At 35.3% G+C, this 12,143-nt stretch carries 10 protein-coding genes; 9 read left to right on the forward strand and 1 reads right to left on the reverse strand.

Annotation, left to right across the window (positions count from 1 at the left end):
• Positions 1-62: 62 nt before the first annotated feature.
• The gene (locus LCM23_RS06855; protein ID WP_263624160.1) at positions 63-1,142 is read left to right on the forward strand and encodes a nitric oxide synthase oxygenase; all 1,080 of its coding nucleotides are present in this window, start codon (positions 63-65) and stop codon (positions 1,140-1,142) included.
• 47 nt (positions 1,143-1,189) lie between these two features.
• Here LCM23_RS06855 and LCM23_RS06860 read toward each other — a convergent pair whose 3' ends face one another.
• The gene (locus LCM23_RS06860; RefSeq protein ID WP_224936264.1) at positions 1,190-2,062 is read right to left on the reverse strand and encodes a TetR/AcrR family transcriptional regulator; all 873 of its coding nucleotides are present in this window, start codon (positions 2,060-2,062) and stop codon (positions 1,190-1,192) included.
• A gap of 177 nt (positions 2,063-2,239) precedes the next feature.
• On the opposite strand from LCM23_RS06860, the gene LCM23_RS06865 reads away from it, so the two are divergent.
• The 8 genes from LCM23_RS06865 to LCM23_RS06900 all read left to right on the forward strand — a co-directional run bounded on the left by LCM23_RS06865 (position 2,240) and on the right by LCM23_RS06900 (position 12,108).
• On the forward strand, positions 2,240-3,766 hold the full coding sequence (locus LCM23_RS06865) for an MDR family MFS transporter (RefSeq protein WP_224936265.1): 1,527 nt from the start codon (positions 2,240-2,242) through the stop codon (positions 3,764-3,766).
• A gap of 161 nt (positions 3,767-3,927) precedes the next feature.
• Positions 3,928-4,863, forward strand: a complete 936-nt coding sequence (locus tag LCM23_RS06870) for an ATP-grasp domain-containing protein (RefSeq protein WP_224936266.1) — start codon at positions 3,928-3,930, stop codon at positions 4,861-4,863.
• A 407-nt stretch (positions 4,864-5,270) separates the two neighbouring features.
• Positions 5,271-7,265: an LTA synthase family protein gene (locus tag LCM23_RS06875; RefSeq protein WP_224936267.1), complete on the forward strand. Its 1,995-nt coding sequence runs from the start codon at positions 5,271-5,273 to the stop codon at positions 7,263-7,265.
• Between the two features lie 296 nt (positions 7,266-7,561).
• Positions 7,562-8,749, forward strand: a complete 1,188-nt coding sequence (locus LCM23_RS06880) for a CaiB/BaiF CoA transferase family protein (RefSeq protein WP_224936268.1) — start codon at positions 7,562-7,564, stop codon at positions 8,747-8,749.
• A 14-nt stretch (positions 8,750-8,763) separates the two neighbouring features.
• Positions 8,764-9,981: an acyl-CoA dehydrogenase family protein gene (locus LCM23_RS06885; protein ID WP_224936641.1), complete on the forward strand. Its 1,218-nt coding sequence runs from the start codon at positions 8,764-8,766 to the stop codon at positions 9,979-9,981.
• A gap of 14 nt (positions 9,982-9,995) precedes the next feature.
• Positions 9,996-10,310, forward strand: coding sequence for a DUF3870 domain-containing protein (locus tag LCM23_RS06890; RefSeq protein ID WP_224936269.1), 315 nt, complete (start codon positions 9,996-9,998; stop codon positions 10,308-10,310).
• Between the two features lie 17 nt (positions 10,311-10,327).
• The gene (locus LCM23_RS06895) at positions 10,328-10,792 is read left to right on the forward strand and encodes a hotdog family protein (protein WP_224936270.1); all 465 of its coding nucleotides are present in this window, start codon (positions 10,328-10,330) and stop codon (positions 10,790-10,792) included.
• 5 nt (positions 10,793-10,797) lie between these two features.
• Entirely contained in the window at positions 10,798-12,108 is a 1,311-nt protein-coding gene (locus LCM23_RS06900) for a sigma-54 interaction domain-containing protein (RefSeq protein ID WP_224936271.1), read from the forward strand.
• Positions 12,109-12,143 lie beyond the last annotated feature (35 nt).

The following is a 12,143-nucleotide window of genomic DNA, read 5'->3' on the forward strand; positions in this document are numbered from 1 at the left end:
ATACAATAGGGATATGGTAAGATAGTATTATCGAATCTACATTCAGGAGGATTCAGTCTATCTTGTCTAAAGAACTATTTCAAAAAGCTCAGGAATTTATTTATCAGTTTTACGAAGAAACAAGGCAATCAAAAGAACAAGCGGATAGAAGATTAAGTATGATATTTGATGAAATAGAATCAACTGGAACATATACGCAATTACAGGAAGAATTGGCTTATGGTAGCAAACTTGCATGGCGTAATAGTAATCGTTGTATAGGGCGTTTCTTTTGGGAAACACTTCAAGTCATCGATAAGAGATTATGTAACACAGAAGAGGAAGTAGCAAAGGCGCTTTTTGAGCACATAAAACTAGCGACGAATAGTGGGAAAATTAAACCTTTTATTACTGTATTTCCAAGTAACGAGAGTGATACAACCTTTCGTCTATGGAATCACCAATTAATTAGGTATGCTGGATACGACACCAAAGATGGTATATTAGGTGATTCATCTTCTATTGAATTTACAAAAAAGTGCATCGAGCTAGGTTGGGAGCCGACCTATAGTCGTTTCGATATATTACCGCTTGTTATTCAAAAGAACAATGAAGAACCCAAATGGTTTACGATCCCAACAGAATTAATTGTTGAGGTAGAAATCGAACATCCCGAATATACTTGGTTTAAAGAATTACAGTTAAAATGGTATGGAATCCCCATCATTGCTGATATGAAAATGGAAATAGGCGGTCTTATTTATGAAGCTGCACCTTTTAACGGTTGGTATATGGGGACAGAAATAGGTGCTAGAAATTTAGCAGATGAAGAGAGGTACAATCAGCTACCTATTATAGCAGAAATGTTAGAGTTAAATATTCGCTCGAATGCTTCACTTTGGAAAGATCGTGCATTAATTGAATTAAATTTAGCTGTCATGCATTCTTTCCGACGGGCAGGAGTTAGTATTGTAGATCACCATACGGCTGCGGAACAATTCAAACAATTTGAAACGAAGGAAAGAAAACATAAGAGAGAAGTCACTGGAGAGTGGACTTGGCTTATCCCCCCTTTATCACCAGCTACTACTCACATTTTTCATAAACCTTATAAAAATGTAAGTAAGTCACCCAATTATTATTATCAGCATAAACCTTATTAAAAAAAGATAGATACTCTACCCTAATGGTTAGAATATCTATCTTTTTTTTATGATTGGGAAAAAGTTTTGTGAACAATAGACTGAAGCCGTATAATACTCCCTTTATTACAAATTGAATCTGTCCGTTTTAATGTCTCTAAGGCACTATCAATAAGAAACTTCCTTGGTTTTTTTCTTAAAAGGAGTTCGTCTTGAATAAACTGTATCAATAATTCTTCGTCCTTAGTTATTGCTTCCGTTTCCAAGATAAGTTCACATAAATACTTAATTTCATCCTGTGTTTCAGTACCTAATAAATCGTTGATCTCTGTATCGATTAAAGAAGGTGAGAATAGTTGAACTTCTTTTGTCGCAACTTGATTTGTCATTTCTACAATTCTCTCAACACTATATTGAACAACCTTAGTAATACTGACCGATGATTGAAATAATTCAGTATAATATTTGCTCAACTGATGAAGAATACCAAGGAAGATAATAGACATATCAAGAAGGTATGCTCGCCGATTCTCTCCAAACAGATCAATAAAACGGTAATAAATCCACTTAACTGTCTGGAGCTGACCTTTTCTTATAAATGCTTTAAGTTCTAAGTCATCTGATATGAACATTTCATCAAATAAGGAGACAAGCTGGTGTTTATGATTAAACATGACTTGCTGTTCAACTTGCTGCTTGAAAACATCAATACTTTGTGGGCTTTTTCCGATAAGTAAAGCATCTCTCTCCTTTTCCATCAGTTTGTAACTATCTTTAAAGATGGCCATCAGTAATTCTGATTTTGATGAAAAGTAATTGTAGAATGTACCTTTAGATATACCTGTATAAGATAATATATCTTGGATAGAAGTAGCTTGAAATCCCTTTTCAATAAATAATTCATGAGCTAAATGAATGACATGTAATTTTCTGTCCTTCAAAAAATATCACCTTATTTTTAAGTTTTAAATAATTAGTATCATAACATAAAATTCTACTAAGAAAAAATTCGCAAAGCGAAATATAATGATTGCATTCACTAATCATATCAGTTATGATAAGTCCTACGTGAAATAGTGGTATAAACAATTGAACAATGTGTATAGGGAGGGGAACCAATGACCGCAAATCACCAAAACTCAAATACACCACCCTATGGATTATTAGCAATCCTAATGGTAGGTGCATTTATTGCGTTTTTAAACAATACTTTATTAAATATCGCCTTACCATCAATCATGGAGGATTTGAATGTAGATACAGCTACTGTCCAGTGGCTAACAACTGGCTATATGTTAGTAAATGGGGTCTTAATCCCTGCAACGGCGTTCTTAATCCGTAAATATAGTGTTCGCATTTTGTTTTTATTTGCGATGCTTATGTTCACATTAGGAACATTTGTAGCTGGATTTGCCGATATTTTTAGCATGTTACTTATAGGAAGAATGATGCAGGCATCCGGTTCGGCTATATTAATGCCTGTTCTAATGAATGTGATGCTCGTTTCTTTCCCTGTTGAAAAGCGTGGTTCTGCGATGGGGATATTTGGTTTAATATTAATGGCAGCCCCAGCGATAGGTCCAACATTGTCAGGTTGGATAGTCGAAAATTATGATTGGCGAATGCTGTTTCATTTTATTTCTCCAATTGCAATTATCGTTTTACTATTAGGCTTTATATGGTTAAGAGATAAAAAAGAAAAGCAATCAATTAAATTAGATTTTCTTTCATTATTATTGTCTAGTATTGGGTTTGGTGGAATTTTATATGGATTCAGCTCAGCAGGTAATGATGGATGGAGTGCTGCGAACGTTTATTTAACTATCATTGTTGGTGCTATTTCTCTATTCATTTTTATTTTTAGACAAAACAAGCAAAAAGAACCAATGTTAAACTTTGGTGTTTTTCAATTTCCAATGTTTACTCTCTCAACGATTATTACAATGGTTGTGAATATGGCGATGTTCTCAGGGATGCTACTCATTCCTATCTATGTACAGAATATCCGAGGTATTTCCCCTTTTGATGCCGGTTTAATGATGCTGCCAGGTGCATTAATAATGGCAGCAATGTCACCCCTAACTGGAAAGTTATTTGATAAATTCGGTGGGAAAATATTAGCTTTAACCGGCTTAAGCATTATGACTATCTCGACTTACTTTTTTAGTCGTCTTGGTATGGATACAGGGGTAATTCATATTATGGTATTACATACGATTAGAATGTTCGGTATGTCAATGGTCATGATGCCTGTATCGACAAACGGTTTGAATCAATTACCACCACGGTTTTATCCCCATGGTACGGCGATGAATAATACACTTAACCAAGTATCTGGTGCCATTGGTACAGCATTACTTATTACAATTATGTCTAATAAAGCAAACGCTGTCGGAGAAGATTTAGCAAAAACTACTCTACGTGAAAATGGTGGAGGAGAATTATCTCAAGAAGCGATGATACAAATTGGGTTGCAATCTACATTAGACGGGATTAATTTTGCCTTTTTCGTTTCAACCTTTATCTCGGCTATTGCGTTGATTCTCGTCTTCTTTATGAAACGCTCAGTACCTGCAAAAGATCCTGAAGAACAGACGGAAGCATTAGAAACAGAACCTTTAAATGAAACAGAATCGTCAAGATGATAGAATAAAGTGACTGGAGATCCTCATCTCACAGTCATTTTTTTATGATTTTTTAAAAGGAAGATTAGTTGTATCTTTATACGAAATAATTGCGAATTTCTGATACCCGTGAAATAATAGGTACAATACATAATAGTTTTTATTAAAAGGAAGTGTTTTCTTTGGAGAAAATATATATTATTCACGAGAATGATGAATGGACAGACCATTTGACAAGTAGATTAGATGAATTACAAGTACCTTATGAAACATGGCACTTGCATGAGGGATTAATCGATTTAACTTCTACACCACCAGAAGGTGTGTTTTATAATCGCATGAGTGCTTCATCTCACACGAGAGGGCATCGTTTCGCTCCAGAATTAGCAGCAAGTGTGATTGCATGGCTAGAAAGTCACGGTAGACAAGTGTTAAATGGGAGTAACGCACTTTCGTTAGAAGTGAGTAAAGTGAAACAATATGCTCTACTAGAAAAAAGCGGGATTAAAACACCAAAAACAATTGGAGCAGTTGGGAAAGAAAATATTATAACTGCAGCTGAAAGATTAGGAACCACTCCTTTTATAACGAAACACAACCGTGCAGGAAAAGGTTTAGGTGTGCAGTTATTCCAAACAATCGATTCTTTAAGAACATATGTTAATAGCAATTCCTTCGAAGAACCTGTTGATGGGATTACTCTTATTCAGCAATATATAAAATCGGAGGATCAGATAATTACAAGGGCAGAGTTCATTGGCGGGAAGTTTTATTATGCTGTAAATGTTGATACTTCGGAAGGGTTTGAATTATGTCCGGCAGATGCTTGTCAAATTGGCGATGCTTTTTGTCCGGTGGGAGAAGAGCCACAGATACGTCCTAAATTCGAAATCACTGATGAAGTGGATACCGAACAAATGGTTAAATATGAGAAATTTCTTGAATATGCAGGAATTGATGTAGCAGGGATTGAATTTATAAAAGATGGTGAGGGTAACGTTTATACGTATGACATCAATACAAATACGAATTATAATCCAGACGCTGAAGCAATTGCAGGTAAATATGGTATGTTACAACTAGCAACGTTTTTGAAGGAACAGTTGAAACGAGCATAATTCATGTTAGCCATCATATACTAATGAAGCTAGTCCATTTTTCTATGAACAGTTCTAATTAGAGTGACATATGCTAATTCAAAATGTGTATGTGAGTAATACTGAAATGTTAGCTAATACATCTAAGGGCTGCTTAGTTTTAAGCAGCTCTTGATTATGGAGGTTTTTAAGGTTATTTCTTGACATTTGCTCAAAAAAGAGTATATTTATAACTCGTGATAGCGTTAATTTTAAAGAAAAATTTACATTGTCATAGAACGTTCATAATTATCGACTATAATCATAATATGCTTCTGTTCAATACAAACAGGGAAAGTAGTTGGTAAGAAAAGGGTTTTTATTACCAATTGCTTATAGAATTTTTTTAAAAGCATGTTATAATAATGTGCTAGAAGGTAGGTGCAATAATGGATAATTTATCTAAAAAAGGTCAAAGTTTATTCTTCGATAAATATATTGGCTTCTTTATGTTAGCTGTATTCTTCCTTTGGATGAAAACGTATATAACACAATTAACTCAATTTAATCTCGGGGTTGACAGCCCAATACAGCAATTTCTCTTATTTTTAAATCCTTTAGGATCATCGTTGATTTTTCTTAGTTTAGCTTTATTCTTTAAAGGAAGACGAAAGTATATTGCAACATTAGTGATATACAGCATAATGTCATTCTTGTTATATGCGAATGTGGTATATTATCGTTCATTTACGGATTTTATTACATTACCAACATTAACAATGACACAGAACTTTGCAGATGTTAGTAAGAGTGTAACCACTCTACTACGCCCATATGATTTCTTATTCTTCATAGACATCCTTTTCTTAATTGGTCTATTAGCATTTAAATTTGTTAAGATCGAGAAGAAAGATTATGGTAAGAGACGCATGGTTGCCGTATTATCTTTAGGATTAGCAATCTCATGTGCAAACCTAGGACTGGCTGAAGCAGATCGACCACAATTATTAACACGTGGGTTTGATAGAAACTATATTGTTAAATATCTCGGTATGTACAATTATACTATTTATGATGCAGTACAAAGTACGAAAGCATCAGCTCAAAGGGTTATGGCAGATAGCAATGATACAACCGAAGTCGTGAACTTTACGCAATCAAATTATGCTGAACCAAATCCAGAAACATTCGGTATTGGGAAGGATATGAATGTGATATATCTTCACTTGGAATCCATTCAAACCTTCTTAATGAACTATGAATTGCATGGAGAAGAAGTTACACCATTTCTCAATTCATTAATTGAAGAAGAAAACACAACTTATTTTGATAACTTCTTCCATCAAACAGCTCAAGGAAAAACAGCTGATGCAGAATTTATGCTTGAAAACTCCTTATACGGGTTACCGCAAGGTTCTGCTTTTACTACAAAAGGAATGAATACATTCCATGCAGCACCAGCCATTTTAAAAGAAGAAGGCTATACGTCTGCAGTATTCCATGGAAATAATGGGACATTCTGGAATAGGAATGAGATATATAAAGGATTTGGTTATGACCGTTTTTATGATTCAAGTTATTTTGATATGAATTCAGATAACTTAACTGACTATGGATTAATGGATAAACCATTCTTTGAGCAATCAGAAGCTTATTTGGATGAATTACCACAACCTTTCTATACGAAGTTTATTACCGTAACACATCACTATCCGTATCCATTAGATGAAGAAGAAGCGACAATTGATAAACATACAACTGGCGATCCATCTGTGGATAATTATTTCCAAACGGCAAGATATGCGGATGAAGCACTTGAAGAGTTCTTTAATTATCTTAAAGAATCAGGACTCTATGATAATTCAATTATCGTTATGTATGGTGACCATTATGGCATTTCAAGTAGCCATAAGAAAGCAATGGAACAAGTATTAGATACAGAGTATAGTGATTTTCTTGATACAAGTTTACAACGTGTGCCGTTATTTATTCGTGTCCCAGGTATGGAAGGTGGAACGAACCATGAATATTCCGGCCAAATTGATTTAAAACCAACGTTATTACATTTACTTGGTATCGATTCGAAAGAGTATATCCACTTTGGAACTGATATTTTCTCAAAAGAACATGATGATTTAATACCGTTCAGAAATGGAGATTTTGTTAGTCCAACAATTACAGCTATCGGTGGAAAATATTACGATTCAAATACAGGTGAACTTATAGAAGATGAAGAAGTGATTGCTAAAGGCGATGAGATGAATGAAAATGTTGAGCAAAAGCTCGCATATTCAGATAAAGTCGTCAATGCTGATTTACTTCGATTCTATGAACCAGAGAATTTCACTCCTGTAAATCGATCAGATTATGATTATGCCGACTTTAAAAAGTTGTTTACTGACACTGAATCAAGTACAAACTCAAACGATATGATTAGAGAATAAAAAGAGGAGCCATAAGCGCTCCTCTTTTTATTATTTTACGTTATTTTTTCAAAAACTATTGAATTTTTTAAAAATTTTAATTATTATATAATGTATAAACCAATGACAGTAATTACCTTACTGCAAAAATGGTTTCCCTTTTTGAAATGTGAATATGAAAATCATTGACAATGATTCACTTGATTTTTCTTGCCGAAAAACAAGCCGTGAATAGGAGTCAGTAGAGTAAACTTTTCGGAGGAAAGTTTACTCTACTGACTCCTATTTTATTGTTGTAGAAATGGAGTGTATAAAAGATGAGGCTTGCATTAGAAGGGGTTAAGATTATCGACCTATCACGGGTGTTAGCAGGACCATTCTGTACGATGATACTGGGTGATTTAGGTGCAGAAGTCATCAAAATTGAACATCATCAGAATGGAGATGAAACAAGATTCTGGGGACCTCCTTTTGTTGAAGGTGAAAGCGCTTATTATTTATGTGCAAACAGAAATAAAGAGAGTATGACATTAAACTTAAAAGCTGAAGAAGGAAAGGAGATTTTTCGTCAATTAGTAAAAGATGCTGATATCGTAGTACAGAATTTCAAAACAGGTACATTAGATAAATGGGGACTTGGATACGAGCAGTTAAATGAATGGAACAGTAAAATTATTTTAGCTTCTATTACAGGGTTTGGTCAAAGTGGGCCATATAAAGATCTACCTGGGTATGATTACATCATTCAAGCAATGAGTGGTTTAATGAATATTACCGGAGAGGAAGCTGGCTCACCAATGAAAGTTGGTGTTGCCATTTCTGATGTGATCACAGGTTTATATACTTGTATTGGAATATTAAGTGCATTACAACACCGTCAACACACTGGAGAAGGTCAAGAAATTGATATAGCATTATTAGATTGTCAAATATCGGCCTTAGTTAATGTAGCGAGTAATTATTTGGTCGGTCAAACAGAACCTAAGCGGTTAGGTAATCGCCATCCAAATATAGCCCCTTATCAAGTATTTACGGTGGCTGATGGAGAAATGGTCATTGCTGTTGGCAACGATCAACAATTTGCCCGTTTCTGTAATATTTTAGAATTAGCTGAGTTGATAAACGATAATCGGTATGCCACCAATCGTAGTCGCGTTGAAAATCGTAGTTCGCTAATACCAATTCTTCAACGAGAGTTATTAAAAAATTCAAAACAAAATTGGAAGCGTTTATTTGATGAACATGCGATTCCAAACGGTCCAATTCATACAATTAGCGAAATGTTTAATGATCCACAAGTTCTTGCAAGAGAGATGGTGATAGAGGGCAATCATCCTCATATACCGTCTTTGAAATTAACAGGTTCTCCATTAAAGCTGTCAAAATCTCCGGTCAAAGTAAGACATCATCCGCCGCTTTATGGGGAGCAGACAGCCGAAATATTACAGAGAGTGGGATATACCAGAGCGGAAATAAAAGAAATGAAAAAAAATCAAGTGATATAGGAGGAATTATAATGATGAATTTCGAATTAACAGAAGAACAAGAAAGTGTAAAAAAATTAGTGAGACGGTTCGTTGACAATGAAATTATGCCAAATATTCAAGAGTGGGATCGTAAACAACATTTTGAACCTCGTATTTTAGAAAGGCTGTCAGAACTTCAATTAATGGGTGTATGTATTCCTGAGCAATACGGCGGGGCGGGGATGGATTATAACACCCTAGCAATTGTATGTGAAGAATTAGAAAGAGGAGACACAGCATATAGAACAGCAGTGTCTGTTCATACAGGGTTAAATAGTATGACCTTATTGCAATGGGGAACTGAAGAACAAAAGCAAAAATATTTAGTTCCTCAAGCAAAAGGTGTAAAAGTAGGTGCTTTTGGTCTTACTGAACCGAATGCTGGATCAGATGTAGCAGCAATGAATTCGACAGCGAAAAAAGATGGTGACTATTATATTTTAAACGGATCAAAGACTTGGATTTCACTTTGTGATGTTGCTGATCACTTTCTTGTATTTGCTAAAACAGATCATGATGCAGCTCATAAAGGTATCACAGCTTTTATCGTAGAGAGAACATTTGCAGGTGTAGAAACAAAGGCTATTAAAGGAAAGTTAGGTATACGAGCGGGTAATACTGGTGAAGTGTTCTTATCTGATGTAAAAGTACCAGTAGCCAACCGTTTAGGTGAGGAAGGGGAAGGCTTCAAAATTGCCATGTCAGCTTTAGATAATGGTCGATTCACAGTAGCTGCTGGTGCAGTAGGCTTAATCGCTGCTAGTTTAGAAGCGAGTGTGAAATATTGTCATGAAAGGAAAACATTTGGTAAAGAGATAGGAAAGCATCAACTTGTTCAACAAATGATTGCTAAGATGACTGCTAACCTAGAAATTTCACGCCTACTTGTTTTCAAAGCTGGATCGCTGAAAAATGCTGGTAAGAGAAATACAAAAGAAACATCATTAGCCAAATGGATTGCGTGTGATGCTGCGTTTGAGGCGGCAAATGATGCGGTACAAGTCCATGGTGCTTATGGTTATTCAGATGAATACCCCGTAGAAAGGTACTTGAGAAATTCAAAAGCTCCGGTTATTTACGAAGGAACGAGAGAAATTCATACCGTTATGCAAGGTGAATATGCACTAGGCTATCGTGAAGATAAGCCATTGCGTAACCCACTGCCATCTTGGCCGTTTGAAGAAGAAGAGGTGGCAATTCAACAAAGATAAGGAGAGCAACTATCATGAATACATTTTTTCTAGCAGGACACGCTAAGCTTCCTCAAGGAATGGCGGCAAGGAACCTATATGATTCTATTACAATTACATTAGAATTGGATCAAAAGTATGGTGTAATCATTGATGCATCATGCACGTTAGCAACAGAGCATGGAAGAGAATTTATTCGCCAGTTATTAAGAGGATATAGTTTAAATGATGGTTTGGAACCTTTGATACAGAGAGTAAAAGATCATTATAAGGGCAAAGCGGGTCAAGCAATATTAGCTGCTTTAAAAGATGTACACACACAATATGAAATGGTTTTATCTGTGAAATAAGGAGGGGGGCTGCTTTCATGCAGACCCCTTTTTCTTATCATCGTGTAAAAAAGGAGAAGAGTGATATGGATACCATTCGTTTTAAAATCGGAGACAGTGCAGCCATTGCAAGAAAATTTACGGAAGAAGAAATTTTGAGTTGTCAGCAACTAACAAATGATTATAGCCCTGTTTACCAATTACACAAAAAGAAATGGGATGAACCTTTTCACAAACCAATCGTACCCGCATTGTTAATTGAAGGACTGATTCATCAAGTAGTTAGTGAGAAATTACCAGGTTGTCCATGTGTGCTCCTTCAAAAAGAACTGTTATTTTATGACCCTGTTTACCGTAACGAAACCATCACAGCTAAGTTAGATTTGCTAGACTGTCATAACGAACGTCATTGGTTGACGATAAAAGTATCATGTACAAACGAAGATCATCATGAAGTCATTAGAGGTCAGCTCGTGGTACAATTACTCGAGCCTAAAGGTTGAATAAGATGAAGGATATAACATTGATGGAACAATCTCATCAAAATCCTATATTAATCGTAACTGAGCACGGAAGAATGGTTACTGCTAACCCTATATTTACCCAACGGTTTGCGATTACAATACAAGAATTGAAAGATCAGTTGATTGAGGTTAGTAATTTTCCTTATTTGATTGGCAAGCTTCATTGTCTAACGATTTTATCGGTTCTCTGTATCGTCAAAGTTAATAAGGAAAATGGGCATTATCGTTTAACTATTTTTTTAAAAGCAGATGAAATTTCTCTCCCTGTTTTAAAACAGTTTCTTTCTTTATTACAAGAAAAAGAGCAATATACACCTAAGAATCATACAGCTAATTATGAATTTGCGCATATTATCGGTGAAAGTCAAAAGTTATTAGAAGTGAAAGAACTAGCTGCTCGTATAGCTGTTAGTTCATCCACGGTTTTAATTACCGGTGAAAGTGGTACTGGTAAAGAATTATTCGCTCAAGCGATTCATCATGCCAGTCCAAGGAGAAGAGGTCCTTTTATTGCAGTCAATTGTGCAGCCATTCCATCAGAATTATTTGAATCTGAAGTATTTGGTTATGAAGAAGGCGCATTTAGTGGAGCGAAAAAAACAGGTAAACCAGGAAAAATTGAGCTAGCACAAAATGGCACATTGTTCCTTGACGAAATTTCTGAATTGCCTAAAGCGGCTCAAGGAAAGCTATTAAGGGTATTGCAAGAGAGAGAAGTTGAGAGGCTTGGATCCATAGGAAAAAAGCGAGTGGATATTCGGATTATAGCCGCCACGAATAGAGATTTATTTGAGCTCGTCTCGGCAGGGGAATTCAGACAAGATCTATATTATCGTTTATTCGTATTTGATCTACCTATCCCCCCTTTAAGAGACAGAAAAGAAGATATATTACCGCTTGTTCACTATTTTTTAGATAAATATAATCAACAACTAAATAAAAACATAAATCAGATTCATCCCCATTTGCTAAAATGCTTAATGGATCATGAATGGCCAGGTAATATAAGAGAATTAAAAGCTGTGGTAGAAAGAGGGGTAACACTTTCTTTAGGAGAAGAGTTAGGTGACAATGCAATGGTGAAAAGAATAGCGACTCAAACTAGTCAAACCCAGTGTTTACCAAGCAATAATAATTCAAAAACCTTAGAAGAGATCGTGAAAGAAACAGAGAAAAAAGCTATTGTTGAGGCTTTAGAAAAATCGGATGGAGATAAAACGATGGCTGCTGTCAAATTAAATATTCATTTGGCCAGTTTATATAGAAAAATGGCTAAATATCAAATCAAGACCTAAGTAAGTAGAAAACGTAAGCAGATTTTGGCAGGGAG

This window comes from Cytobacillus kochii (genome assembly GCF_020171845.1).
Lineage (GTDB): Bacteria > Bacillota > Bacilli > Bacillales > Cytobacillaceae > Cytobacillus > Cytobacillus kochii.

Excerpts from the sequence above, each read along its gene's own strand:
- LCM23_RS06865 (WP_224936265.1), top strand. The coding sequence starts at position 2,240 with ATGACCGCAAATCACCAAAACTCAAATACACCACCCTATGGATTATTA.
- LCM23_RS06875 (WP_224936267.1), top strand. The coding sequence starts at position 5,271 with ATGGATAATTTATCTAAAAAAGGTCAAAGTTTATTCTTCGATAAATAT.
- LCM23_RS06880 (WP_224936268.1), top strand. The coding sequence starts at position 7,562 with ATGAGGCTTGCATTAGAAGGGGTTAAGATTATCGACCTATCACGGGTG.
- LCM23_RS06885 (WP_224936641.1), top strand. The coding sequence starts at position 8,764 with ATGAATTTCGAATTAACAGAAGAACAAGAAAGTGTAAAAAAATTAGTG.
- LCM23_RS06890 (WP_224936269.1), top strand. The coding sequence starts at position 9,996 with ATGAATACATTTTTTCTAGCAGGACACGCTAAGCTTCCTCAAGGAATG.
- LCM23_RS06895 (WP_224936270.1), top strand. The coding sequence starts at position 10,328 with ATGCAGACCCCTTTTTCTTATCATCGTGTAAAAAAGGAGAAGAGTGAT.
- LCM23_RS06900 (WP_224936271.1), top strand. The coding sequence starts at position 10,798 with ATGAAGGATATAACATTGATGGAACAATCTCATCAAAATCCTATATTA.